Below are 26,269 nucleotides of genomic sequence, written 5' to 3'. Positions count from 1 at the left end.
ATGGCCACGAAAAAAGCTGGAGGTAGTACGCGGAACGGTCGAGATTCGATTGGTAAGCGACGAGGATTAAAGAAAGGTAATAACCAGTTGGTTATCGCAGGTAATATTTTAGTTCGTCAGTTAGGTCAGAAATTTAGACCTGGTCCTGGCGTTGCTCGAGGAAAAGATGGTACGTTATTCGCGACGGTAACGGGTGTAATGAGCATTACACAGAAAGTTCATCGTGATAATAACTTGAAAAATAAGCGTGCTAAGCGCCGATTTATATCAGTTACGCCATTGGTGCAGGAAGGCACTGCCTAAAGATGGCAGATTTTATAGATGAGGCAACGGTTCACTGTATCGCCGGAAAAGGTGGGAATGGTTGTGTATCGTTTAGGCGCGAGAAGTATATCCCCTATGGTGGACCCAATGGTGGTGACGGTGGGCATGGCGGCTCGGTTATTTTTAGGGCTTCAAGTGATTTAAGTTCCCTAGTTAATGTCTATAGATCTAAACGTTTGAAAGCAGATTCAGGAACCCATGGGATGGGTTCTCAAAAAACAGGTAAATCAGGTTCAGATTTGGTGGTAGAGGTTCCTACCGGAACATGCTTGTTTGATGCTGATTATCCCGAGTCCCCAATGATTATTGATCTTGTTTCAGATCAGCAAGAGTATATTATTGCTAAAGGTGGTCAGGGTGGATTGGGTAATATGCGATTCAAGTCTTCTACTAATCGTGCGCCAAGAAAGGCAACAGATGGTGAAGAGGGTCAAGAGATTAGGGTTCGTTTAGAGCTTAAGGTTATGGCTGATGTGGGTTTGTTAGGATTGCCAAACGCTGGAAAGTCATCGCTTTTAAGGCGGGTTTCTGCAGCGACACCCAAGGTGGCTGATTACGCGTTTACTACAATAAGACCTTACGTTGGTGTTGTTCGTTTTGATCAGTATAATACTTTTGTTATGGCGGATGTCCCTGGTTTAATTGAGGGTGCTTCTCAGGGCAGTGGTATGGGTGACCAGTTTCTGAAGCATTTGCAGCGCTGTAAGATGCTTCTGCATATTGTGGATGGCTCACAGGATGTAGTGACTCAAATCGAGACCATTCGCAAAGAAGTTAAGAGTTATGGTGGCGGGGTCGATAAGAAAAAGATCTGGATCGTTATCAATAAAATTGATCTGATAGATGATATAGAAGTGTTGAGATCCTTGGTACTTGACCAGTATGGTGTTTACCCAATAATGATTTCTGCAAAAGACGGTTTGGGTTGTTCTGAGCTGGTTGCCTCATTAGGGGATGAGTTGGTCAGTCGTACCTGACTTTAGATAGATTAATTAGGGATGATTATGGAAGAGTTTAAAGGGCGGTTTAGACAGTTAGTTAAAGATACAACCAGGGAGTCGTCTGACGGTCAAAAGTCTGCTTTGCGAGATTTCTATTTGTATCTGACTGCTCATTGTAAAGAAGAGACTGATGCCGCAGATGGTTATGTCGCCTATTTTGCGAAAAACAATGATTTGTTTTCCTCAATAGAAGCTAGTTCTTATGATGAAGTTCTTAAGTTTCTTGAAGATAAGCGTGGGAATATAGAGCGTATTATAGGTCCTCTTCAAGTAGTTGAGGCTGCGAGTGGTTGTGCTCCAGCGCAAGCTATATCGGAGGATCATTTGGATTCAATCCAGGAGGTTCGTGCGCCTATACCGGCAAGAGAAGATGTGCTTTGTCCTGAGGACGCTGTTGATCCGTCTTTACAGGTCCATGCAGGTCATCTCCGTGTTTATGCAGATTTTGCTTATCTAAAGTGTAAGGTGGGAGGGGTGAGTATTGCCCCTGAGCGCTTACGTTCTGTTTGTGATGAGTTTTTTAACCAGTACTTGTCTAAGCTATGGGGGAGACAGGGTGAGGGCTCTAAAAAGTGTTTTCTTCATATAGTGCTCTGGCTCAAGGCGTGCTTAAAGGGTGGGTATTATACCATGCCAGCAACGTGCCGTAGTGAGGGTGATCAGGAGAGTTGTAGAATGTTATACAGGGCGTTAGAGTCTTGTCGTAAGTCAGGTCTGGTTGTTGAGCTGAATGATAGCAAGGGGTCAGTTGGTCTGGGTCATTTTGTTGTTGACGAGTTACGATCTAAAATGACCCAGGAGTATCAAGCGATAGCGACAAAATCTACATACAGTGTTGATAAACCAGTCGGTTACAGCGCTAGATAGAAAATTATGATGCTAGTCTTTGATGGGCTCTTTTAATTAGGCGGTTGGCGCGACCCTGAGGTAATATGTTTTTAGCGGATGCTTGTGCCATCTTCTTTTGTAAACTTCTAAATAGTTCAACCGTAGGGTTGCTTCTAAATTTCTTTAAAAGTGTCAATAGTGCAGATTTAGTGCTCTTGTTAACAGTTCTGCGCTTTTCAGATTGACGTAGGCGCTTGGTTGCTTGTTTTGAATTTGCCATGATTTATACAATATTTAATTAACTCGGTTAGTATGATAACTGATTTTTCATGAGAAATAAAGTCTTTTGGTTGAGTTCAGCTTTTTTAGTGTGATTTAAGGTGCGTTGCTTCAAGTTGAGGTGATGCTATTGTTTTATAGCTATGTGTTCTCAAGCTTCTGTTTCTTTATGCAGAAGATAAATAATTAATTAGATAGGGGGTTTTTGTATTGAACTTTAGATGTTGTTAGTGCTATTGTTTCAATGATGAATAATCATCAATTATGTCTAAAATGGAAAACCAAAACAAGGAGTATTACATATGTCTAAGTGGAATAGAGATGAGGGATTAAAGCAAGATCTTGAGGTTAAGTTTGCTAAGCTTGAACGTGGGGCGGATGCTGAACGATTTAATGGTCCTCAGCTTGCAGCTGATATTAAGGCGTCATTGAAGCCTGCAGAGCCTACAGATGCAAAGATTCTTGAGAAGTTAGGGCCTCATTCTGAGCAAGCAGACCAGGTAAGGTCAGCAATAATTGCAGAGCTTAAAGTAGAAGATTATGTTGTTGCAACATTATACAAGAATGTGTTAGAAGCTTTAAAGGCAAAGGAAGATTTGCCGGTTAATCTTGAAGACCTAGCAACAGATGCGGGTCGTTCGCATAACGCAGGCGAAGAAGTTATCAAGACTGTCTTGGAAGTAAAAGTACCAGGCAAAGGTATGTTTAGTAAAGTGAGCATGGCAGAAAGCCTTAAGGCAGCTCTTACTGACTTTAAGGCCATAGGGGTTACGAAGGATGAGATGGATTTTTGTGATGTTGTTAGAGCTAGAAGCCAATTAGGCTCAAGCTTCTCACATGTTGTAGCTTCTTTTGGACTTGATTCTGTCTTAGCGAGTTTATCAGGTGGGTCAGAGGCTCCTCATCAGTTGGGAGATAGAATGATCTCTGCTCCTACTATAAAAGATCTGCCTGCTTTTGGTCATAGCTCTTTGGTTACGCTTTTAGGACAATTAGATCTTAGTGTTGGACAAGTATATGTCTTCCCTTCTTGGAACGATGGTGAATTAAGCTTTTCAACTATGATAGCTCCTACAGTAGCTGATTTGAAAGCTAAAGTTTATGAGGTTATGGCTGAGAGAGCTAAGCTTGGTGAAGATGTTACGTTTAAGTTTGGCGAACTTCCTTCATCTGGATTCTTCGCAGGATTGTCTGGTTCTAGCGCAAAGTAATCTTTCTAAGCACTGAAAGTAGCAAGGTGGGGAAACCCACCTTGTTTTCTTTATGGTTTTAAATGTTTTTGCTGTTTCTAGTGACTTCAAGCTGATCGTAAAGCAGCTTACTGATATTCTTATTCTCAAGAGAGAGAATAGACCTATCAAAGAAATAAATCAGCCTGATCCAGAAACCATGCGCAGATTTTTACATTCGGTATGTTATTCAGTTGAGGATGGTGATCAGTATACTTATGACGACCTATTAAAGGACGAGAATTCTCAATCCTTTAACTTTCATAGTTATATTAGGAATAGCTCAGAATTGGGTGCATTAGAGCTTTCGGAGGTTACTTCTATCACGTATCTCCAATGCTTATACATACGGCAAGAGCTTAGTTTTGTATTTTCTCGGATACTCGACTTGTATTCTAAAAAGTTGAAGTTAAGTAAGCTTAATTGTAGTCGTCTTGAAAATGCTGAAGCAAAAACATCTTTGACTATCGAGCAGTGTTTAAATAGTTTAGAGGTTGAACTTTGCCCAACTTTGATTGAAAGGCTAAGACTTTAGCCCTAAGTACAATCTTTTCTTGAATGGTTACTGTTATCATTGTATCTTATATTTAGTTTTTTTTCATTATCTTATGCCCGAAAAGTCAGTAGTCGATCAGCATCTAGAATCAGAGTATCAACATGGGTTTGTCACTCATGTTGCTCAGGATGTGTTATCCAAGGGTCTTGATGAGTCCGTTGTAAGATGGATCAGTAAAGAGAAAAATGAGCCAGAATTTTTATTGAAGTACCGGTTGAATGCTTTTGAGTATTGGAAGTCTTTACAACCGCCTAACTGGGCAAAATTAAAGATTAATGAAATTGATTTTCAAGCGATTTCATACTATGCAGCGCCAAAAGGAAAACCAACTTATAATAGTTTGTCTGAAGTAGATCCTGAGCTTTTACGCACATATGAGCGATTGGGTATCCCATTGCATGAGCAAAAAAAGTTAGCAGGTGTAGCGGTGGATGCAGTATTTGATAGTGTATCAGTAGCAACTACCTATAAAGAAACGTTAAAAAAACACGGTGTTATCTTTTGTTCTTTTAGTGAAGCTGCGGTCAAATACCCAGAGTTAGTAAAGAAGTATCTGGGGCGAGTTGTTCCTTACAGGGATAATTTCTTTGCTGCACTGAACTCAGCGGTTTTTAGTGATGGATCTTTTGTTTATATCCCGAAAGGAGTCCGCTGTCCGATGGAGTTATCTACATACTTTAGAATTAACTCAATGCATACAGGACAGTTTGAACGTACATTAATTATTGCTGAACCAGGTAGTTATGTTAGCTATTTAGAAGGGTGTACTGCTCCGATGAGAGATGAAAATCAGCTGCATGCTGCAGTAGTAGAGCTTGTAGCACATGAGCATGCAACCATAAAATATGCGACTGTTCAAAACTGGTATCCGGGAGATAAGGAAGGTAAAGGTGGGATTTATAACTTTGTTACCAAGCGAGGTCGATGTGAAGGTAGATCTGCAAAAATTACTTGGACCCAGGTAGAGACAGGGTCAGCTATAACTTGGAAGTACCCAAGTGTTATTTTAAAGGGGGATGATAGTGTTGGAGAGTTTTATTCTGTAGCGGTTACTAAAAACCATCAGCAGGCTGATACAGGGAGTAAGATGATTCACATAGGTAAAAACACACGAAGTATGATCGTTTCTAAAGGTATTTCTGCTGGGGTCTCATCAAATAGCTACCGAGGCCAGGTTGTGGTGCGCCAAACAGCCAAGGGTGCCAGGAATTATACACAGTGTGATTCGTTATTAGTAGGATCAAACTGTCATGCGAACACCTACCCATACATAGATGTTAAGCAGCGTAATTCCCAGGTGGAGCACGAGGCGACAACCGCTAAAATTGATGAGCAACAGTTGTTTTATTGCATGCAACGTGGGTTAACTGAAGAAGAAGCGCTACCACTAATTGTTAATGGTTTTTGTCGTGAGGTATTTGAAAAGTTACCAATGGAGTTTGCTGCTGAAGTTAAGCAGTTAATGGAATTAACGTTAGAAAATAGTATAGGGTAGTGATGTTAAGTATAAAAAAATTATCAGTTTCAGTTGAAGATAAAGAAATCATTAGAGATCTATCTTTTAATCTAGCTCCTGGAACAGTTTGTGCATTGATGGGCCCGAATGGGTCAGGAAAGTCTACACTGGCTAATGCTTTAGCAGGCCATCCAGATTATAAACTTTCTGGTAGTGTAGTGTTTGATCGTAAGAATTTATTAGAGATGGCAATTAATGAGCGAGCATTGGAAGGGTTGTTTTTAGCATTTCAAAGTCCAGTTGCAATTCCTGGCGTAAATAATCTTGTTTTCTTACAAACACTTTATAATAATTTAAGAAAACACCGGAATCAGGAGCCTCTTGATGCTACGGATTTTATTCAGTATGTGAATCAATGCGCTAAACAGGTAGGGTTAGATGCTTCGTTCTGGAGCCGAGGTGTTAATGATGATTTCTCAGGAGGGGAGAAAAAGCGTAATGATCTTCTGCAGATGTTATTGATGGATCCAAAATTGATGGTCTTAGATGAAATTGACTCAGGATTAGATGTAGATGCGCTGAAAAAGGTTGCAACGATTGTTAATCAAATGCGTAAAGAAGGTAAATCATTTATTCTCATTACACATTATCAGCGTTTACTTGACTATATTCGGCCAGATGAAATTCATGTCATGTCTAAGGGACGTATCGTATCTTCGGGTGATTACTCACTGGTATCTAAAATAGAAAAAGAGGGGTATGGATGGTTAGAGACAGTAAGCTGAGCTCAGCATACTCCGAGTATCTAAACGGTAGAAATGAGCGCTGGCGCAGAATGCCTAAAGGTATTGCATTTAAATTTGATGCTGTGGTTGCGCCCATAGAGCCCGTCTGTACACGAGTAATCACAACTAAAAATGGTCATGTTTTAAATCATTCATACCCAGCAGTAGACCAGGACCAACATTGTTACCAACACCCGCAAGAATTTTTATTGAGTCAGTGTGAATACAAGCCATCGCTTTCTATTCGCTTAGAAAAAAGTGAAGTGGTCACGTGGTCTGAAACTCAGGATGCTCAATGTAGTGTGATGCACCATATTCATGTGAAAGATAATGTAGAGGTCACTCTCGTCCACCATGTAGATATAGACTCGGGGCTTAGAGTACTCAATATTCATGTAGGTGAAGGTGCAAAACTGAAACACCTTGTTATGTTAAAGAGTTGTGCAGACAGCTATGCTTATATGTATGATCGAGTGCGTGTTATGGGCTCTGGTGTCTATCAGCAAACCCATGTTGCTTATATAGATGGGTTCTTGCGTCGCAATATTCAAACTGAGTTAGTAAGTGAGTTTGCACAAGGGGTGATACATGGGTGTGTACACGCAGTAAATCAGTCTCATTTTAATGATCATATTGATATTTATCATCAAGATAAAAATACAAAAAGCTGCCAAAAAATACAGTCTTTTGTTGATGATCAAGCATCATATGATTTATTCAGTGCCGTTATAATGGATAACCCCGCTCAAGGATCATCGTCTTATCAAAGATTGGATCACGTATTGTTGTCAGAAGATGCGAATGCTTTTTCTAAACCTGCGCTTGAAGTATCTATCGATGATGTTAAATGCTCACATGGTGCAACGATTGGCTGGCTAGATGAGCAGCAGATTATGTATATGAATGCCAGAGGCTTGAGCAAGGAAGCTGCTGTGAAGTTTTATACGGAAGCAAAAGTTAGGCAGAGTCTTGGACATTTGCCTATCAAATATCAAGATGAGTTAAATCAATGGCTTCAGAATAAGGTGAGCGAAGATGTGGTGTAAATATTTTTCTTCTAGCTTAGGGAATAATGCATATCTTGATCATTCGTCAACCAGTCAAATGCCATTACATATTCTAGAGGTGATGCAAAAATATGATACTCAATACCGTGCAAATATAGGTAGAGGTGTTTATGATTGGGCAAGTAAGGCTACATCTGATTATGAGCAAGCAAGAGTGACTATAGCAAATTGTATGGGTGCTTTGTCGGATGAAATTGTATTTACTTACGGTGCAACAGATGGTTTAAATATGGTCAGTGAATCGCTTGCACTGCAGTGGGTTAAAACTGATCAGGTTATATTGGTCTCCCCACTTGAACACCATGCTAATTTACTTCCATGGCAAAGAATTGCTAAAAAAAATAATGCGAAAATTATGCTGTTGCCGCTAGATCGTCATTATCAAATAGATTACGAGCAGCTTTCATCAATGCTTAAAGCACTTCCAGTTGCAATGATTGCTGTTACGCATATGTCAAATGTTACGGGTACGGTATTCGATATTAACAGAATATGTGCATTAGCTAATCAAATTCCAGTCGTGGTCGATGGCACCCAAGCTACCTCTCATTTATCAATCAATGTACATGATTTAGGTTGTGCTGCATATGTTTGGTCTGCACATAAAATGTATGGGCCAACGGGTGTTGGTGCCTTGTATATCGCATCTCAGTATCATGATGATATCAAGCCATATCGTCTTGGTGGGGGTATGATTACAGATGTCGGCTACCATACTGCGCGGTATTTGCCAGGTGCTAGAAAGCTTGAAGCAGGTACCCCACCCATTAGTAGTGTGATGGGTTTTGCTAAGGCACATGAGTTTCTTTCTCTAGAAGTCGATAAGATGCATGCTTATGAGTTAGCCTTAATGCAAAAAGTTAAAAACGTATTGAAACAATATCCAGTGACGTTATATAGTTCTGAATCATCCGTCGTATGTAGTTTTGATTATCAAGAGGTGCATGCACATGATGTTGCAACAATACTTGCTGATAATCAGGTGATGGTTCGGTCAGGGCATCACTGCTGTATGCCTTTTATGTCTTATTTAGGGGTTAGCGCACTTTCAAGAATTTCATTAGGCTGTTATAATACACAAAATAATATTGATCAATTAGATGTGGCCATGAGTAAAATAGCAGAGATATTAAAATTATGATGGATTTGTATCAACAAATGATCATTGATCATAGTAAAAACCCGGTTGGGCATTGTAATCAGTTAGACGGCTGCTGTGCACATGGAGTTAATCCTTTATGTGGTGATAAGATTGATTGTTGTGTAGAAATAGAGAATGAGACCATTGTAAAAATTAGTCATCAAGCATATGGTTGTAGTCTAGCAAAAGCTTCTGCATCTTTATTAGCTAAGACCTGTGAGGGTATGCTCATTGATGAATTCAATCAACAATATAAGTCTGTAATCAGTGTCCTGACAGAAGGGGGAGAATTAGATGGAAAGCTTGCTTGCTTTAATCATGTGCATCGTTTTCCAATGCGGGTGAAGTGTGTCACATTCCCATGGCATGCAGCTCGTCAAGCCATTACTCAGGCGTTATATCCAGTAAAAGTCAAACAATCAGCACAAGTCTACTGGCAGCAAATGGTTGAACAAGCTGAAGCTAAGGGTTTGTACCTGGATTTTAAACAGGTTGGTTGTTATGGCTGGCAGTATAAAACGCAGTTAATAGATGACCAGGTAGACCCTTCCTGGAATGTTTATAAATTTGATGGTTGGGCATTGTATATGTCTCAAGATACTAAAAATAGAGTAGAAGGGACTATAGTTGATTATACAAAAAGCCAAGATGGTATCACGACTAAAGTGAGTTATACACATCCGGCTGCAAAGCAATACTGTGGCTGTGGTGACAGTTTATTTATTGAGGATGTGAAGTGAATAGCTCAAAGGTTACGATATTACAACACGATGTGGATGCACTACTGATCCCCTCAGGGCATAATTTACAGTTAAAAGCAGGAACTCCTGTACGTGTGTTACAATCACGTTCTGGAAACCATACGGTAGAAGTTTTTGGTAATCGAGTTGTGATAGGTGTAGAGCAGTCTTCAGCACTAGGTGATAATGATGCAGATCAAAAGGAGGGAGGGTCATTAAGTGAGGGGCCGCTAGAAACACGTATTATCAACCAAATCAAACAATGTTATGACCCTGAAATTCCAGTCAATGTATACGACCTGGGGTTGATTTATGAGATATCTGAAGTTGTGAGTGGGAAACTTACCGTTTCTATGACACTGACATCACCAACCTGTGGTATGGGTCCATTTATTATTAAAGACATTGAGCGTAAGCTCTATAGACTGCCTGAAGTGGATGAGGTATGTATCTCAATGGTTTTTGACCCACCATGGAATAAGTCCATGATGTCTATGGAAGCGCAACTTAGCTTAGGTGTTCTTTAAGGCAATAGGATTGCTATATAGGGTAACACCCTCTTACAATAACTACTTTCATTAACTTTGACTGAGTATACTTTAAAGTGTTGAGTCTAGGAGCTTCGAGCTATCCTTCCTGGAGTTAGTACTAGGTTTTCTGTAGCTCTATCCTCAATATCATTAATGCTATTGGTTACATTTGTGTTGAGTCTACTGTACCTAGGTGCATCATTCTCATCACGGAAATAGTAGTCGTCAAGAACAACGATAATACCAATGATTGTTAAGCATTTAAGGACATCTTGAAGTATGTTGCCCCAGTTAAGTTTCCTTTTATGTGCGCTGCAAAGCAACTTTTTCACTTCTTTTAATTCTTTCTCAGTAAGTTTTGTGAGTCCTTGATAAATAAGTTGCGTATTTCTATCATCAGCATCATTTTGATCATCATCAGCAATAAAACCTTCAATTTGGTATTCTTTAGCAAAGTGGACTACTGTGGCTGCAATTGCGGCTAATTGATCTTCAGCATTGAAATTAACAGCTGTGTTATTGTTATGGAATAGACTGATTTTTAGTGCACGCTGGTGACTTTTTAATGCACGCACTGTTGCGTCTATCATAGGGTCTTGCATAGGGTTGCCAGAGAAACCGCTGTACTTTCTTTTGAATGTATGTGCTTCCGGTGTGCCTGAAGCATTAGCATTATAAATGCCATCCTCACATCGAGCAGAGTAGTGGTTTCCATTAAAGTCGCATTGTATGGTTATGCAGGATGTTGATGGAGTAAAGTGCTCGGCTGTAAGTTTATTTTTCGGTATATCACCTGTAGTACTTACGTAAGGTAGATATATTTGTGGGGTAGCAGCTACCGCTCCTACTTGAAATCGTACTACTTTAACTGGAGTTTTGTACATAAATGATAGTAGTGAGACTATTCTGTCTGTTTCTGACCCGTTGGTGCTAGAGTGTTGGCTTTTCAATGCTGGGTCCATGATATGCTCGTGAACAGCCCAACGCATTGTCGGTGCAATCAGCGCTTGAACAACTATTGGATCTAGAGTGCCATCAGCTCCAGATAAATATCTGACTATGTTCACAATATCAACAGGGTTTAGTTTTTTATTATGTCTTAGGTTGAAATGCTCTGTGAACGTTCCTAATGTTCGGTTGATCAAAGCTTCACCAAATCTAGATTCAGCAATTAATGCAAACATGCTAAGTGCTGTAGAATGATATAAGCAGTTGAAGCGATTGCCAGATGTGGGCTGTACTCTGGAAATAATCTCTTGCATTGTTAATGCATCTTGTTTGCTTTCAGAAACATTGCCTAGTTCTCGTGAAATGTTGTTACAAAGTTTCTGCATTACAACATATTTGAGTGCTTGCTCACCTGTCATTTCAGGCTTGCGATTCCGTTTGGTTATTATGTCAGTTACAAGCTCAACTTTAGCGCGTTGAGATTGATCAGGCATATTGTCTAACACCTCTCTTAAGTATTGACTCTGATTAACTAAGTCATGCTGCGTTAGTGATGCAAACTGATCGTGCTGATTAAGAAGCCGATATTGCATCGCTTCTATGCTTTCTAGTGCACAGTACGCTCTTACTTCATGATCGTTAAGGAGATCAAGGTTGTTTGTAAAAGCAGTTGGATAAATTGCCCTTAATTGTGCTGTTAAAGCAGGATCTATTTCTAATGGATTGTTTTCTGCAAGCTGCGTATCAACAGCATCCCCTACAGAAATGGCGTTAAAGGCTCCTAGTGCCTGTGCAAAGTTATCCCTCGATATTGTCCCACTGAGTAGTTCTAGCGAATGAGTCAATGCTTGGAAAAAATTGTTCATAATTTATTTTTTTATTTACTTGTAATATATTATATATTTTTTTTACTATAATGTCAAGTAATGCCAATCAATGAGGGGGTAGTTATGGGTTGAGACTATTGCCTGTTTCAGGGGTGGTTTCTCTACTATGCAAGATAAGGGGTATTATTCCTACTATAGATATAATCATCAATAAGTTAAGTAGCGTTTTTTCCATGCTATTGCTGAACTGAGTGTTGATTAAATCAGCGCCATGTTTCCAATGTAAAATCGACCGTTGAGTTGCTTTTATCATAGGATCAGTCCCAGCGCTTAGATCTGTGTATTGTTGTTTAAACCACTTTCCATTTTGGTGGGTGTGGTAGTTGGAATAGCAATCTGAGCTACACAGTGCCGTGAAATGGTTAGCAAGGTAATTCCCTTTAACCTGGACGGTTACTTGAGGTTTAAAGTGTTTGGGCTTGAGCTCTGCAGTCGGTATGTATCCCAACTCATCTTCATGAGGGAGATAAGTGCATGATGACATTTCTGCATGGGCATCGCTATTGACATCAGTCCGCTCTACTTTAATGCGCGCACAATAAGTGAATGCGAGTATAGACATAATTTGGTGGCTCTCAGATCCGCAAACTGGATTATGGTTTGGATCTATTCTTGTAGCATATTGATGTACATATTCTCTCATGGTGGGTGCAATTGCTGCTTGGACTACTTTTGGATCTATGTTGTTGTTAGATAGGTCTCTTATCCATTTGACTATTTCATAATTTGTGAGTTTTGTTCCATGCCGCTTATTAAAGGCATGAGAGAAGTCCCCAAGTACTTGCTCTATTAGGGCAGGGTCAAACTTAGATTGAGAAAACTGCTCAAATATGCTCAGTGCAGTTGCATGGTATATGCAATTATTGCGGATGCCACTCGTCTGTACAGGATGCGCTTTAGATTCAGAAGTGAGGTCTTCATCTCTTGTATTGGGTAGTTTATCAATTACTTTTCTGCAAATTTTTCTTAATAAAACTGTTTTGATGGCAGTCTCGGTTTCAAATCCTTTGGTTTTTTCGAGTTGTATATCAACCATTAAGTTTATTCGTAAGCGATCCTCCGGTGTCATATCTATTGACTCTAGATAACCTTCTAACGCAGTGGTTTGATTTAAAAAAGCTCCTATGGGCGAGTCAAGACGAAATGGCATATCTTTTTTATACTTTATTTTTACCTGCTCAAAAAATGCTTTAGTCCCTAGTTGGCACTGTGTTCTGAATGCTTCATCCACAAGATCAATGTTGTCTATGAAGAAATCTTCTCCATAAGCATCTCTAATTTTTTGTCTTAACTGTTCATTTAAAGATGTTATATCAAGTGTATTATTTGTTTCGGGCTCAAATATAAAATGATATAAGCGGAGTGCTTCTTGAAAGTCATCTTGTTTGATATTACCTGTTAAAAGCGTTTTTAGTGAAGGTAGGCGGTCGAAGAATCCAATGCTCATGATTTATTTTCCCTTATTCATATTCTGTGGGTGTGTATGTGAGACGGTATTGGCATAGTGTATCACGATAGTAAAAACAAACTGCTTGTGAGAGTGTTGCTGTAATAAGTATAATTAATCCGAGTATTTGCGGGGTAGTATCAAATTGCATCAGTAACAGCCCTAGAGAGGCTGATAGAAAGAATTTACAAAAGCCTACAGCTGAAAATGCAGTCCCTGCTATTTTCCCAAATGGCTCCATAGTGCCAGCCATTCCAGCGCCTATGGTCAATGCTGCTCCAATAATGGCAATCGCAATTGGGCCAATAAAACCTATGATGGTTGTGCCATATAGTTGGTAACCTATAATCAATGATACAGCACCAACATTCATTGCACTGCAACCTAATTCTACACAAGCGTGAACGCCTAATTTTTTGCATGCTTTTGGTGTAAAAAGGCTGGCTAGAAAAAATGAAAATCCAACTAGACCAAAAAATATGCCAAACTGATTTTTTGAATAACCAAGTATATTCATAATGATATACGGAGATTGTGAAAAGAACATAAAAAAGGTAGCCATGCCACATGCAGCAGATGCAGTATAAGCTAAGAACCCAGGGTGAGTAACTACCGTGTTATAGGATGCTAAGATACGTCTAAGGTTGGGCTCTACATACTCAGGAGTTGTATCTTGATAACTAAGGGTTGTTAAGATGAGTGTTAAAGCACCAATGATCAGTAAGAGTGCAAAAACAGCATGCCAGTCATAGTTTAATGCAATATAAGCGCCTAATGAGGGCGCAAAAATAGGGGATTGAGAGATACAGACATTAATATAGCTATAAATCGCAGCACTATCTTCAGGTTTGGGATATAGATCACGTACAGTAGCATAGGCGCATAAAAAGGTGCCAGATGCGCCAATCGATTGTAGTATACGAGCTAGAATCAAAGTGAGTAGGTTGTGGGTGTATATCCCAATAATACATCCTATGATAAATATAGAGAGAGAGTAGATAGCTACTTTTCTTCTACCTATTTGGTCACATAAAGGGCCTGCTAATATTTGCCCAAGTGCACAAGTTAGCATGTACCCCGATAGTGTGAGCTGCATTAAACTATGTGGCTGGTTAAATGCTGTAGCTAGGTCAGGAACAATTGGGATATATACATCTAAACCTAACGCAAATAAAGCAACGAGAGGTGTGAGTATAAGTAGGGTTTGAGTTTGATTATAGTGCCATTTAGTCATGGTATTCCTATATGGTTGATACAGTATCAGTTATAACGTCTATATGGTATTCATTACGTATGGGGCCATGGTCAGACAACAAAGGATCTTTATCAATAGATGAAGATATAATATGGTCCTTTAATGCAGGGGTAGCAATCTGATAATCAATTCTCCATCCTACATTATTTTTTCTCGCTTGCCCTCTAAATGACCACCATGAATAAACTTCATCATCAGGGTTACATGCTCTGAATGTGTCAATGTAACCTAGCTTTAACACTTGGCTGAGCCACGCGCGTTCTTCAGGTAGGTAGCCCGAGTTTTTTTCGTTTTGCTTGGCGCGCTTTATATCCATAGGTGTGTGTGCAATATTCCAATCACCACAAATGATTACAGATTCATTATTAGCGATCCAGTCGCTAAGATGGTTCTGATATAAATAGTCCATCATCTCATACTTTAAATCTTGTCTATGCGCACCACTGGTTCCAGAAGGCAGATATAGCGATACAACTTTTGTGTTAATATGCGCGAATTCTGCCAGTATAAACCGACCCTCACGGTCAGCCCATCCTAGTCCACAGGTATGGATTGTATTTTTGGGCTTTACTTTAGAATAGATGCCTACGCCGCTATATCCTGGTTTTTCTGCACATGAAAAGGTGTGGAAATATCCAGGGAGTGTGTACTGTTCGGGAAGCAGTTTTTCAATTTGTGCTTTAGTTTCTTGTACGCATATAATGTCTGGATCATATTTCTCAACCCAGTCTTGTAGCCCTTTAGATTGAGCGCTACGTATACCATTTAGATTTAAAGTAGTAATTTTTTGGTTATTCAATTTTATTGCCAGTTGTATTAATCAACTTAAGTTTTCCTGCTTTAAAGCTTTCAAAGTGATGCGATGCATTGTTGTGAAGCGAGATATTAGACTCGCCAGCATTTCCTTGCATAATTTCAAGTGAACTTGACCCACTCATCGTTGCATTAAGTTGGTTGGTTTTTAAAGAGCCAATGTTAAAAAGTGCTGTGCCATGAAGTTTTGCATTCACAACTTTATTCTTACTGTTATCTATATCACTTCTGGTTTGTTCTGTGAGTGCTATTTCATAGAGGTTTGAGTCAAGCTTTGAAATATGCTGCACACATTGCCCATGGGCTTTAGAAATAAATGAGTCAGCGGTGAGTGAGCTTACATTGAATGTAGAGGTTCCAGATTGGCTTAAGCTGATGTGGGCCCCTTCAATTTTTTGAGCATTAAATTTAGTATATGTTCGCAGCTTGATTTCAAGTGATGATTTTGAAAAAAGAGTATCCATATTAATTTGGCTGGCACCTGATAAGCTGATTTTTTTGATAGACATAGGTGATTCAATATTTGCATAGCTCACTCCATGCATACGAAGTGAGTCTAACCGAGGGAGTGTAATTTTTATTTTTTTATTTTTTCTATCATCAGTTGAGCGCCAGTTAAATATTGAAAACCAATTTTTATTTTCACTTTTGGGAGCAATATAAAGTGTATCCTCACTAATTTCTATAACAAGGTTAGGAGGGGTGTTGTCAGCTGAGTAGCTTACTACGCTTTGTGGTCCGTTAGAAATGTCAAGTGTTATGTCTCCATCTACACTAATACTTTGAAAGGAGTCGCTGAGCTCATGTTCATGCTCAAAATGAGCTGACTTACTGTTGGTTTGAGGTCCAAGAGTAGGAATAGCAGCATAGCTAAGCCCTGAAATTAGCAATGTGGTATACAAATAGTGTTTCATATTATTTGACCTCTGTACCAGTTAGTTTATTCAATATATCCATAGGTAGCGGGAAGACAATTGTGGAACTTTTATCTCCAGCAATGTTATTGAGTGTGTCTAGGTAGCGCAGTTGAATCGCACTAGGTGAGAGAGAAAGAATTTCAGAAGCTTGTCTGAGTTTTTCAGCGGCTTGTAATTCACCGTCTGCATGGATAACTTTTGCTCGACGATCACGCTCAGCTTCAGCTTGCTTAGCAATAGCACGACGCATGGATTCGTCAATGTCGATATCCTTGATTTCTACTTGTGTAACTTTAATGCCCCAACAGTCTGTTTGCTCGTCGAGTATCTTTCTTAGCCTAGAGTTTAACTCCTCTCTTTGACTAAGCATTTCATCCAGCTCATGTTCACCAAGAACGGAGCGTAATGTAGTTTGTGCCAGTTGACCCGTTGCATCTATGAAGTTAGCAACCTGTATCACTGCGCGTTGAGGGTCAACAACTTTAAAGTAAACAACCGCATTTACACGGGTCGAAATATTATCTTTGCTAATTACATCTTGAGTCGGTACATCCATAACCATTGTTCTCAATTCAATTCGGGTCATGACTTGCACAAATGGAATCAGTATTACAAGTCCAGGCCCTTTAACTCGCCAGAACCTTCCTAGCATGAAAACAACGCCTCGTTCATACTCTTTTAGGATTTTAATGAAGGTAGATAAAAATAGGAATAGTAAAAACCCTAACAGTAAAAATGATAATATTTTGATGTCATTCATGGTTGTGCTCCTGTTTGATAAGTATAAGTGTTAGACCATCGGTGGCAATAACTGTAGCTGTATCGCCAGTATTTATTTCGGTATTACCCCTCATTTTAGCACGCCATACTTCACCTTGAGCTCTAACCTCAAGATGCTGTGGCATGATGCGGAGTACCGTAACAGTACTATTTAGTAAGGATTCTGTCCCAGATACAGGCTTGTTTAAATGAGCGCGTAAACTGATTTTTACAAGCCAGGTGAATCCAAGTATGAGTGCTGCTAATGATAGACCAAAGACCCAGAGGTTGGGAATTGCCCAGACGGGTGCTTGTAATACGAAAAAGGCACCAACTAAAATAGAGATAATGCCTGCCAGACCCAAAATACCAAAGCTAGGGATAAAGGCCTCTGCTGTTAAAAATGTAAAACCAAGAAGAATGAGCCCAATTCCAGCATAATTAATAGGAAGAATTTGTAAACTATAGCTTGCGATGAGTAAGCAAACAGCACCGATTGTGCCAGGAACGACGCTCCCAGGGTTAAAGAACTCAATGAGTAAACCATAGATGCCAGCCATCAGCATTAAATAAGCGATGGTTGGATCACTGATTGTGGATAAAATCCTATTTTTTGTGCTGGGCTCTAGCTGTTTAAGCGTCGCGTCTTTGGTATCGAGTCTAATGTAGTCATCAGTCATGCGAACACGCTGATTATCTATTTTTAATAGTAATTCATTTAGGTCGCTAGCAATGACCTCAATAACTCCGCGTTTTAAAGCAGTTTGATCTGTGATACTGATTGCCTCTTTTACCGCTTGTTGACCAAACTTAACATCTCTATCGTGGTAGTTTGCAAGTGACTCAATATAGGCAAGTGTATCATTCATTATTTTTTTACTGGCTGCAGGACCTTGCTGTTGATCATCACCGCCTAAGGAAATTGGTGTTGCAGAACCTAAGTGGGTTCCGGGAGACATGGCTGCAAGATGTGAGCCATATAGAATAAATGTACCAGCACTAGCAGCGCGTGCACCCTGTGGGTGTACATAAGTAACGACAGGAACTGGACTAGACAGAATGGCTTCAATAATGTCACGTGTTGTATTTAATAATCCGCCTGGTGTATTTAATACGATAATTAAGCAAGTAGCATTATCCTGCTTAGCCGTTGCTATTGATTCTTCAATAAATGACAGGGTTGGTGGGGTAATTGCTCCATCTACTTCAATGAAATAAGCAGTGTTTGCAATAGAGAGCGATGAAGCTATACATACAGCAAGTAGCGCCATCCGTTGTAAAAAATGTATCATTCAAGTAACTCCATTCAATCCATTTTAAAGGACTTAGTTAAAAGATGATATATTTTTTCAAAATTAATTGATCTTTTGGTAAAATATCAGTAGAATTCATTTGAATTTGGGTCGTTAGCTCAGTTGGTAGAGCATCGGACTTTTAATCCGCTGGTCGTGCGTTCGAGTCGCACACGACCCAATCAATTTCTAAATTCTTCAAATTAAACATGACAAACTTAGAGTTATTAGACAGCATAAAAGATTCTGAGCGTACGCTGCTCGAGATCAGGAGGTATCTTTGACTTACCTCAAATAGAGTCAAAAATTGCTGCATGTAAAAGAATTATTGAAGATCCTGAGGGGTGGAAGGACCCTGATAAAATCAAAAAGGCTACTGCTGAGCATAAACAGTTAAGTCATTTTTTATCCAATTTGCAAGAGCTAGAAGAACGTATTGCACTTGCGTATGAGTTCCTGGAGTTATTATCTTTTGAGGAAGATGATGAGACTAAAAGCCAGTTGACGGATGAAGTAAAATCAATGGCTAAAGATGTGCATGATATGGAAATGCAACGCTTTTTTTCAGGTGATCAGGATATGCGTTATGCATATATGGATATTCAGTCTGGTTCAGGGGGTACAGAAGCGCAAGATTGGGCACAGATGTTGATGCGGATGTATATGCGATGGGCTGAGACCCACGGTTTTAGTGTTAGTGTGACACAAATTATGAAGGGTGATGTTGCAGGTATTAGGAGTGCTACCTTATTATTTGAAGGGCCTTACGCATTTGGTTGGTTAAAAACTGAAAGTGGGGTGCATCGTTTGGTTAGGAAGTCACCTTTTGATAGTGGAAATAGAAGGCATACATCATTTGCTTCTATTTTTATTTATCCAGAAATTGATGATACGGTTGCGGTTGATATTAATCCATCAGAGTTGAGAATCGATACATATCGCTCAAGTGGCGCGGGTGGGCAGCATGTTAATACTACTGATTCCGCGGTTAGAATCACTCATTTGCCCAGTGGCGTTGTTGTTCAGTGTCAAGCTGAGCGTTCTCAACACAAGAATAAGGCTAATGCAATGAAGCAGCTGCAAGCTAAGTTGCATTCACTCGCATTAGATGAGCAGAACCAAGAAAAACAAGCTTTAGAAGACAAAAAAGATGAGATAACTTGGGGGCAGCAAATTCGTTCATATGTGCTTGATCAGTCAAGAATTAAAGATTTAAGAACTGGGGTGGAAGTATCCCATACACAAAGTGTGTTAGATGGGGGAATTGATCCATTTATCAGAGCTAGCTTGCAACAAGCAGCCAACCAACAATCAAAAAATGAGGAGTAATTATGTCAAATGTTGATCAGTGCCAAGTCAGGCAAGAAAAGCTAGCTGTATTGGCAGAAGCTGGACCTATTTACCCTAATCATTTGAAACCAACACATGTGTTTTCTGAAGTTTTAGCAGAGAACCCAAGTCCAGAAGAGATTGTAGAGGGGCGAATATACGAAGTATGTGGTCGTATTATGACTTCAAGAGTGATGGGTAAAGCAGCATTTTTTACACTGCAGGATCGATCGGGTCAGTTGCAGATATACCTCCGAATGAATGATGTGGGTGAGGCTGCATTTGGTCAGGTTAAGGACTGGGACCTGGGAGATATTATTTATGCTAAAGGGCATGCTTTTTACACCAAGATGGGTGAGCTAACGTTATGGATTAGTGAGACGACCCTGTTGGTAAAAGCACTTAGACCCTTGCCCGATAAGTTTCATGGGCTTGTAGATCAAGAGGTGAAGTACCGCCAGCGTTATCTAGACCTGATTGCTAATGAAGAATCTCGATCAGTATTTAAAAAGAGAATTAAGCTGATTCAAATTATTCGAGACTTCTTTGTAGGTCAGGATTATTTAGAAGTTGAAACACCAATGATGCAATCCATACCGGGTGGAGCGGTAGCTAGGCCCTTTGAAACGCACCATAATGCGTTAAATATTCCGTTGTATTTAAGAATAGCCCCTGAGCTGTTTCTTAAGCGTTTAGTCGTCGGTGGTTTTGAACGTGTATTTGAAATTAATCGTAACTTTAGGAATGAGGGGTTGTCTACACGTCATAACCCTGAGTTTACTATGCTTGAATTTTACCAGGCGTATGCGAACTATGAAGATTTAATGGTGTTAACAGAGCAGCTGTTTAAAGTCATTGCAAGTGAACTGTTAGCAACAGGTCAGGTTGAATTTAATGATCAATTGATTGATTTAACACAGCCAATCCGAAGGTTAAGAATGGATGATGCGATTTTACAGGCACATGATCAGCTTTCAAAAGAAGATTTAGCAGATATAGGGGCATTGAAATCATATATAGCATCATTAGATATTGGAACGCTTGAGACAGAGCATATCGAAGAGCTACAGCTCTATTTGTTTGAAGAGACAGTGGAGTCAACTTTGATTCAGCCAACCTTTATTACGCAGTATCCATCTAGGACTTCGCCATTAGCTAGACCCAGTGATGCGGATCCTAAATATGCAGATCGTTTTGAATTGTTTATTGCGGGTCAAGAGATTGCTAATGGGTTCTCAGAGTTAAATGATCCAAGTATTCAAGCTGAGCGTTTTAAGGAGCAAGTATCTAAAAAGCAATCAGGGGATCATGAGGCGATGTATTTTGATGATGACTATATCGTTGCCTTAGAGCATGGTTTGCCACCTACTGCTGGTCAGGGGATTGGTATAGACCGATTAGCAATGATCTTGACTGGGTGTACATCGATTCGGGATGTTATTATGTTTCCGACATTACGTCCTAAAGAGCATGTGGAGCCTTCTGATTCAGAGTAATCGATAATGAATGGTAGTTTTCACCATCATGGTAACAATTAACAGCTGTGCTGGGAAGTTCTTTTGATTGTGTGTAGGTTAGCGATTTTTTGCTTTTCCCTCTATACTTAACACGAGCAATAGGCTCGTGACCAATGAAGCACCCTTTTTCAAAACAGATGGCGTTATGCTCAATTAACCCGAGAGCGAAGGGTGTATGTTGGTTGATAAGTTCTGGAGTTATTGTAATTATCTTATTTTTGATTAATGTTATGGGCCAGTTTTCTTCAGAGATTATTTCTGTGCTTTGGTGAGATACGCACTTGATATCTTGAATTTTTAATGTTTCCTGTATGTCGTAGTGTTTGAGTGCATTCAGGAGTTGCTCTTGGCTTTCTTCTTCAATCCATAAGACGAGTTGTGTTTTTTTCCGAGATAACCAAAAGCGTTGTGTTACTTTACCTTGGTGGTTACAAATACAGCTAATGACGGGTGATGGGGTATTGATGTCTTGAGTGATGATGCGTTGTATCGTATCAAACCCTTCTGAAATAGTGATTTGGCTGAGCATAATATGTTTATAGGTGTTTCGTTTTTTTATTTTAGTTTGTATGCTATTAAAATCAAGTTTTATAAAAGGTGCTTTATCTTGAATGGTGTTGAGTTTACAAATCACTCTGCTGCTTTACCTCATAAATACCTGTTTAAGGGTTTGAGTGTAGCATTCAGGGCCTGGGTTTCAGATTATTTAGCGTTAACAGCGGGTAATCAGTCTTTTTATTTTATGGCGCCGTCCTTGGTGGGGTTGAGGCCATTTCGGCATGTGTATGAACCTCACTTGGCTTGGTACAGGGGCTGGCAGTATCGCCGCCAATCAGTGTTACAAGCCTCAAAAGAGACTGTTGTTATATTTTTCCCCTGTTTTTGGTGTGATAATGTACAAGAGTTGATCTCCCAGGTTGCAAGTGTTCCATCGGTTAAGCAGATCATTGTGATCGATGCGCGCTGTTTTATGAGCCCTGCGCTCGGTGCGATGCGAATAGAACAGGTAGGGGGTGTGTTTCAAGGGTTTCTAAATGGGTGGGCAGGTGTGTTTGCTCAGCATAATTTACATTCATCTGCGCCAGCCTGGATGGTTAGGTATAGTAAGGACCCAAACCTCTGGGTGGGACACTTAGTGCGTCAGGCCAATCAATCGAGTGTGTTAGAAAGTCAGTTTGTTAATTTTAATCATGATAAATAATAGGGCGTGCTAAGGTTCTTGGTTGGGTAATTACGGTTCTTAACTATGTTTTTTTGTGTAAATTTTAATTTCAATGTGTTATTTTTAGATAACTAAAATAAGAAAGGTCTAATCGTGGAAAGTGGTTTATACAATTATGCACTAACGCTTCAGGGTGTTTTTAATGGGTATCGTGTTTTAAAAAAAGAAAAATATATATTAATTGGTTCTGATGATGAGCATTTGAGGGTTGATAAGTTTTATGCGCGTAGTGCGCAAATGTTGGCGCCTGTTCATTATACACTTGTTTTGTCTAAAGCGGATAATATAAAGGTACGAATGTATTACCAGTTGTCTATGGATCATGCGGAGGTTCATCTGTTTGAAAATGATAGAAAAGTTGATGCGATTGATGGTTTAGATATAGCGAGTGTGTTATCACAGGGGCAAGCATTTTATCGCTCCGTTATGGTTGATCTCAGTCAAGGTTGGTTTGATGCTTGTGAAAGTTTGGAGAAGAATTACGAGTTGTTAGAGCAGGCGCTTTATTTAAAGCCGATTGATCAGCGTTTAGCTGGTGCTCAAGCTGTTGTTCAGTGCTTGGATCAGCTTAATTCCATTCAAAATCCTAATAGTACTGACCCCAGGATTGAGCTATTTAATCGTAATATTCAGGAGTTACTAACAGTAAGCTCCATCGTTGAGGAGGGGCCGTCTGCAACCGACGTTGTTTCGGATGCTGAAACCCTTGGTGGGGCTGCTGCAGAAACAGTAGTGACTGAAGTAAAGGCTTCACCTGTTAGTCTATGCTCAGTTGCTAGAGATAAGATCAATAAAGATGTAGATATTTTAGCTAAGGCGATACGAAAATCCTGTGCTGTTAATGAAGCAAGGCACAAGCTTTATGAGGGTGCAAAAGATCAATTGCTTTCATTGCAGATTAGTAGCTTTAAGGCCGATAACGCTGATCTGAAAGTAGTAAGAGACTTTGTTAATAAGCAGTCCAAATGTTTTGCTGAGTTTGAGGTATCGATGTTAGTAGATGCAATGTTTGGTTATAATAAAGATAACGTTACCACCGTGGATAAAGTGAAATATTACTGGTGCCGGGTTGGGGCTAAGCGATTGATACGTGCGTTTGTTCTAGGGGAAGCGTCATTTTCAAGAAAGCGTATTAAGCAAAGCTTGAACTTTAGAAATGCACTAATCTTTTTATGTGATCATAGTGATTATTGGAATACATTCATGTGTTTTCGTGGGGTAGAAAGAGCTTTTATGCATGAGTCTTTCGGAGCAATATTGCTTGGTCAGTTTTTCGCAGAGGTTAGAGGAGTTAAGTCGTCTATAGGTGAGGAATGTTTTGCAGGCATATGTGCTTTATTCGATTATTTGCTCATTCGATCGGTTAGCTTTTGTGAGGAGCAGCTGATTAATTCAATCATTGTTTCTTTACCTATGCTTGATAAGTTTGTAAATAAAGAGCTTGCAAAATACTTTTTGAAGGGTTGCCAACAATACATCTGCACTTATGATAAGCGGGGTTGGGTTTTTCAGTCAGTAGCTGAGAAAGCGCCGAAGGGTAATGATGCTAGAATGACGGTTCTAATGGCTAAGAGTCCTTTAGGTTATTGCCATTACCTACCTACACTTGAACCCGAGCTGGTTGATTCGGTGATTGATATGCAGTCAGCTCGGATGCTTTCTTATGAACAATTGTTCATGATGATGTCGGGCTTATGTTTGCGTGATATAGATGCTAAAATACTCAGAGGGCGTGCTAGATTATTTGGGAGTGAAGCTTCGGGAATTAAAGCTATAAGATCTGAGGACTATAGTATTTTAGCTCAAAAGTCTGGTGGGTTAGTTGAAGAATCGGTTAAAAATATTGCGGTGTTTTTTGTGAATTCACCCATGAAGTCTTCCAAACAGTTGGTTATTTTGAGTCTAGCATTATCTATGAAAAATAAGGCTCAAGCATTGCTGTCCAATGCATTTGATAGGTTACATAGCTATTACCAATCGATAGTAGTATCTGGTTTTCAAAAATCATATCCTATTTCGCCACGTATAGTTGTGGATGCGATGGAGTTATGTTTTGTGCATGCGTATTCATGTGCAGATTCTGCTGCCGTAAAGTCTAGTTGGATAGCCCGTGGAGATAGGATACAGGCGTGCTATGAATCTGAAAATTTAACAGAAACTCAGCGTGAACTGGTTAGTGATTTCTATCGGGCCATTAAAAGATAATTAGATTATTTTTAATCAGTAATACTCAAGTGTGATGTGCTATTTTAGCTATTTGCAGTTTCTAGTGATGTCTAATAATAAATTTGTTATGATTATCTTAAGAGATCAGGAGATTTAAACAATGGCTTCAAAACAGGGTGATTCAAACATAGTAAATATGTTGCTTGATAATTTTGGTTATATTGAGCTAGAGAATAAACCAGTTAATAAAGGGTTAAAAGGAGAGATTAATACCGGTGATTTAGGGAATCCTGCCTATTTTGAAACAGGAAGTGGCTGGATGATTGCATATTACCCACCACAGGGTAAAGATCCGGCTGTTGTTAAGATGAGTAGGGGCCTTAACGAAAAGGCTTATGTGTCTAATGAAGTATTGTCTGTGCAAACATTGAGCTCATCTATTGAGTTAGTCGAATTTTTGAAAGATAAAGGCTGGACAAATTTTAAATTTAAAGACGGAAGCCCTCTGGCAACATGGTCAACTTGGGCTTATTTAAGTGCAGTTGATAATAAGTTAACAGGATATAAGGCAACTAAAGAAGATAAGCGTAAACTGGCTCAAGCGATGCATTTGCTTAAAGCGCCTGCAGAGAGTTCAGTACAAGCCGCTGAAGTTGAAAATATGGGTACATTAATTGAAGGTGGTACCTCTAAATAAGGGTTGGCTCTAAAGAAGGAATGGTCTTTTGTGTGACAGTTCATTATTTTTTGTGATATTTTTCAAAAATTGCTTGTAAGTAGGGGATGTCTCGTATAGTATAGGCCTATTAAGAATATGACATATTGTTATTTAGAAGGTGTTTTAAATGAGTAACTTAAGAACTTATCATGCAAAAACAAGTGATGTCCCAGCTAAATGGGTGCTTGTTGATTTAAATAAAAAAGTATTAGGAAGAGCTTCAACCCAGATTGCTACCATGCTAATGGGTAAAGACAACCCTAGGTTTACGCCAGGCGTTGACTTAGGTGTTCATGTAGTTGTCATCAATGCAGACAAAGTAGTTTGTACCAGTAAAGATAAAAAGTTTTACTGGCATACAGGTTACCCAGGTGGGATTAAAGAAGAAGCTGTTGCAGACAGAATCAAAAATAAGTCTGATCAGGTGATTTTAAAGTCAGTACAAAGAATGTTGCCCAAGAATAAACATGGTGCACATTTATTGACTAAGTTAAGAGTGTTCCCAGGTAGTGAGCATGCACATGCTGCTCAAAACCCAGAGCAAGTTGAAATAGATTAAGGTGAGCGTAAATGTCAGCAGCTAAAAAGAAATCAACAGTTAAAATCCATTCATTGGGTAGAAGAAAGTCTTCGGTCGCTAGATTAACAATGACTTCAGGTAAAGGGAATGTAGTTGTTAACGGTAAAAAGCTAGTAGACTATTTTGGTGAAACAACGATATATCCAGCAATTGCTACGCGTCCTATGAAAGTGCTAGATACAAAAGAATTTGATATATCAGTTAGAGTCCATGGTGGCGGTGTTAACGGCCAGGCTGATGCGATTAGCTTAGCTATAGCTAGGGCACTCTGTGCTCATGAAAAGTCTCTGATCCAAATTGGTGCAAGCAAAGATGAAGACGCCGAGTCAGGTTCTGAAGGACAGGGCGCAAATGATAATCTTAAGTGGCGTTCAGAGCTTAAGTCTTTGAAGCTATTAACTAGAAACCCAAGGTGTGTAGAGCGTAAGAAGTTCGGATTCCGTAAAGCTCGTAAGAAAGAACAGTACTCTAAGCGTTAATTGG

General features: G+C 39.5%; 27 protein-coding genes and 1 tRNA gene. 19 read left to right on the top strand and 9 right to left on the bottom strand.

Annotated features, from left to right (window positions below; all coding sequences use genetic code 11):
- The 3 genes from MMH89_RS04040 to MMH89_RS04030 are packed head-to-tail and all read left to right on the top strand — an operon-like array spanning window position 1 to window position 2,192.
- Window positions 1–303 carry a 50S ribosomal protein L27 gene (locus MMH89_RS04040; RefSeq protein ID WP_258568166.1) on the top strand — a complete coding sequence of 101 codons (303 nt, stop codon included), beginning with the start codon at window positions 1–3 and terminating at the stop codon, window positions 301–303.
- Window positions 304–305: 2 nt separating this feature from the next.
- Complete coding sequence (gene obgE, locus MMH89_RS04035) at window positions 306–1,301, top strand: GTPase ObgE (RefSeq protein ID WP_258568165.1); 996 nt, start codon at window positions 306–308, stop codon at window positions 1,299–1,301.
- A gap of 27 nt (window positions 1,302–1,328) precedes the next feature.
- On the top strand, window positions 1,329–2,192 hold the full coding sequence (locus MMH89_RS04030; protein WP_258568164.1) for a hypothetical protein: 864 nt from the start codon (window positions 1,329–1,331) through the stop codon (window positions 2,190–2,192).
- Between the two features lie 4 nt (window positions 2,193–2,196).
- On the opposite strand, the gene rpsT is transcribed toward MMH89_RS04030, so the two are convergent.
- Window positions 2,197–2,433: a 30S ribosomal protein S20 gene (gene rpsT, locus MMH89_RS04025; protein WP_258568163.1), complete on the bottom strand. Its 237-nt coding sequence runs from the start codon at window positions 2,431–2,433 to the stop codon at window positions 2,197–2,199.
- Between the two features lie 301 nt (window positions 2,434–2,734).
- On the opposite strand from rpsT, the gene MMH89_RS04020 reads away from it, so the two are divergent.
- The 8 genes from MMH89_RS04020 (at window position 2,735) to MMH89_RS03985 (ending at window position 9,933) form a co-directional block, all read left to right on the top strand.
- Window positions 2,735–3,643 (top strand): hypothetical protein, encoded by a 909-nt coding sequence (locus tag MMH89_RS04020; RefSeq protein ID WP_258568162.1) that lies wholly within the window; start codon window positions 2,735–2,737, stop codon window positions 3,641–3,643.
- Between the two features lie 52 nt (window positions 3,644–3,695).
- The gene (locus MMH89_RS04015) at window positions 3,696–4,196 is read left to right on the top strand and encodes a hypothetical protein (protein ID WP_258568161.1); all 501 of its coding nucleotides are present in this window, start codon (window positions 3,696–3,698) and stop codon (window positions 4,194–4,196) included.
- A gap of 73 nt (window positions 4,197–4,269) precedes the next feature.
- Window positions 4,270–5,712: a Fe-S cluster assembly protein SufB gene (sufB, locus tag MMH89_RS04010; protein WP_258568160.1), complete on the top strand. Its 1,443-nt coding sequence runs from the start codon at window positions 4,270–4,272 to the stop codon at window positions 5,710–5,712.
- Window positions 5,713–5,714: 2 nt separating this feature from the next.
- Entirely contained in the window at window positions 5,715–6,458 is a 744-nt protein-coding gene (gene sufC / locus MMH89_RS04005; protein WP_258568159.1) for a Fe-S cluster assembly ATPase SufC, read from the top strand.
- Window positions 6,437–7,504, top strand: a complete 1,068-nt coding sequence (locus MMH89_RS04000; RefSeq protein ID WP_258568158.1) for a SufB/SufD family protein — start codon at window positions 6,437–6,439, stop codon at window positions 7,502–7,504. Before sufC ends, MMH89_RS04000 begins: the two co-directional genes overlap by 22 nt.
- On the top strand, window positions 7,494–8,666 hold the full coding sequence (locus tag MMH89_RS03995; protein WP_258568157.1) for an aminotransferase class V-fold PLP-dependent enzyme: 1,173 nt from the start codon (window positions 7,494–7,496) through the stop codon (window positions 8,664–8,666). The genes MMH89_RS04000 and MMH89_RS03995 overlap by 11 nt, the downstream gene beginning before the upstream one ends.
- Window positions 8,663–9,406 (top strand): iron-sulfur cluster assembly scaffold protein, encoded by a 744-nt coding sequence (locus MMH89_RS03990; RefSeq protein WP_258568156.1) that lies wholly within the window; start codon window positions 8,663–8,665, stop codon window positions 9,404–9,406. Before MMH89_RS03995 ends, MMH89_RS03990 begins: the two co-directional genes overlap by 4 nt.
- On the top strand, window positions 9,403–9,933 hold the full coding sequence (locus MMH89_RS03985) for an iron-sulfur cluster assembly protein (protein WP_258568155.1): 531 nt from the start codon (window positions 9,403–9,405) through the stop codon (window positions 9,931–9,933). Before MMH89_RS03990 ends, MMH89_RS03985 begins: the two co-directional genes overlap by 4 nt.
- An 86-nt stretch (window positions 9,934–10,019) precedes the next feature.
- Here MMH89_RS03985 and MMH89_RS03980 read toward each other — a convergent pair whose 3' ends face one another.
- From MMH89_RS03980 to MMH89_RS03950, 7 genes are all read right to left on the bottom strand, one after another.
- Window positions 10,020–11,750: a hypothetical protein gene (locus MMH89_RS03980; protein WP_258568154.1), complete on the bottom strand. Its 1,731-nt coding sequence runs from the start codon at window positions 11,748–11,750 to the stop codon at window positions 10,020–10,022.
- Window positions 11,751–11,832: 82 nt separating this feature from the next.
- On the bottom strand, window positions 11,833–13,218 hold the full coding sequence (locus MMH89_RS03975) for a hypothetical protein (protein ID WP_258568153.1): 1,386 nt from the start codon (window positions 13,216–13,218) through the stop codon (window positions 11,833–11,835).
- Between the two features lie 13 nt (window positions 13,219–13,231).
- Entirely contained in the window at window positions 13,232–14,452 is a 1,221-nt protein-coding gene (locus MMH89_RS03970) for a multidrug effflux MFS transporter (RefSeq protein WP_258568152.1), read from the bottom strand.
- A gap of 7 nt (window positions 14,453–14,459) precedes the next feature.
- A complete protein-coding gene (locus MMH89_RS03965; RefSeq protein ID WP_258568151.1) occupies window positions 14,460–15,272 on the bottom strand; it encodes an exodeoxyribonuclease III in 813 nt (270 codons plus the stop codon).
- Window positions 15,265–16,200, bottom strand: coding sequence for a GIN domain-containing protein (locus tag MMH89_RS03960; RefSeq protein ID WP_258568150.1), 936 nt, complete (start codon window positions 16,198–16,200; stop codon window positions 15,265–15,267). Before MMH89_RS03960 ends, MMH89_RS03965 begins: the two co-directional genes overlap by 8 nt.
- A gap of 1 nt (window position 16,201) precedes the next feature.
- On the bottom strand, window positions 16,202–16,963 hold the full coding sequence (locus tag MMH89_RS03955; protein WP_258568149.1) for a slipin family protein: 762 nt from the start codon (window positions 16,961–16,963) through the stop codon (window positions 16,202–16,204).
- A complete protein-coding gene (locus MMH89_RS03950) occupies window positions 16,956–18,254 on the bottom strand; it encodes an NfeD family protein (protein ID WP_258568148.1) in 1,299 nt (432 codons plus the stop codon). The genes MMH89_RS03955 and MMH89_RS03950 overlap by 8 nt, the downstream gene beginning before the upstream one ends.
- 108 nt (window positions 18,255–18,362) lie before the next feature.
- Between MMH89_RS03950 and MMH89_RS03945 the strand changes: the two genes are divergently transcribed.
- The 3 genes from MMH89_RS03945 (at window position 18,363) to lysS (ending at window position 21,079) form a co-directional block, all read left to right on the top strand.
- A tRNA-Lys gene (locus MMH89_RS03945) sits at window positions 18,363–18,435 on the top strand.
- A gap of 62 nt (window positions 18,436–18,497) precedes the next feature.
- Complete coding sequence (prfB, locus tag MMH89_RS03940; RefSeq protein ID WP_309477204.1) at window positions 18,498–19,583, top strand: peptide chain release factor 2; 1,086 nt, start codon at window positions 18,498–18,500, stop codon at window positions 19,581–19,583.
- A 2-nt stretch (window positions 19,584–19,585) separates the two neighbouring features.
- Window positions 19,586–21,079, top strand: a complete 1,494-nt coding sequence (gene lysS / locus MMH89_RS03935; protein ID WP_258568146.1) for a lysine--tRNA ligase — start codon at window positions 19,586–19,588, stop codon at window positions 21,077–21,079.
- Here the strand turns inward: lysS and MMH89_RS03930 are convergent.
- Window positions 21,045–21,734: a folate-binding protein YgfZ gene (locus MMH89_RS03930; protein ID WP_258568145.1), complete on the bottom strand. Its 690-nt coding sequence runs from the start codon at window positions 21,732–21,734 to the stop codon at window positions 21,045–21,047. The two genes, lysS and MMH89_RS03930, sit on opposite strands and share 35 nt — an antisense overlap.
- On the opposite strand from MMH89_RS03930, the gene MMH89_RS03925 reads away from it, so the two are divergent.
- The 5 genes from MMH89_RS03925 (at window position 21,708) to rpsI (ending at window position 26,265) form a co-directional block, all read left to right on the top strand.
- On the top strand, window positions 21,708–22,301 hold the full coding sequence (locus MMH89_RS03925) for a hypothetical protein (RefSeq protein ID WP_258568144.1): 594 nt from the start codon (window positions 21,708–21,710) through the stop codon (window positions 22,299–22,301). The two genes, MMH89_RS03930 and MMH89_RS03925, sit on opposite strands and share 27 nt — an antisense overlap.
- Window positions 22,302–22,415: 114 nt before the next feature.
- On the top strand, window positions 22,416–24,527 hold the full coding sequence (locus tag MMH89_RS03920) for a hypothetical protein (protein WP_258568143.1): 2,112 nt from the start codon (window positions 22,416–22,418) through the stop codon (window positions 24,525–24,527).
- 121 nt (window positions 24,528–24,648) lie between these two features.
- The gene (locus tag MMH89_RS03915) at window positions 24,649–25,185 is read left to right on the top strand and encodes a hypothetical protein (RefSeq protein ID WP_258568142.1); all 537 of its coding nucleotides are present in this window, start codon (window positions 24,649–24,651) and stop codon (window positions 25,183–25,185) included.
- Window positions 25,186–25,333: 148 nt separating this feature from the next.
- Window positions 25,334–25,765: a 50S ribosomal protein L13 gene (rplM, locus tag MMH89_RS03910; RefSeq protein ID WP_258568141.1), complete on the top strand. Its 432-nt coding sequence runs from the start codon at window positions 25,334–25,336 to the stop codon at window positions 25,763–25,765.
- A gap of 11 nt (window positions 25,766–25,776) precedes the next feature.
- Complete coding sequence (gene rpsI, locus MMH89_RS03905; protein ID WP_258568140.1) at window positions 25,777–26,265, top strand: 30S ribosomal protein S9; 489 nt, start codon at window positions 25,777–25,779, stop codon at window positions 26,263–26,265.
- The last annotated feature ends 4 nt before the right edge of the window (window positions 26,266–26,269 follow it).

Origin of the sequence: Candidatus Comchoanobacter bicostacola (assembly GCF_024172705.1) — a bacterium.
Lineage (GTDB): Bacteria > Pseudomonadota > Gammaproteobacteria > Comchoanobacterales > Comchoanobacteraceae > Comchoanobacter > Comchoanobacter bicostacola.
The sequence above is the reverse complement of the archived record's forward strand: the minus strand, read 5'-3'. Positions and strand labels throughout refer to the sequence as shown.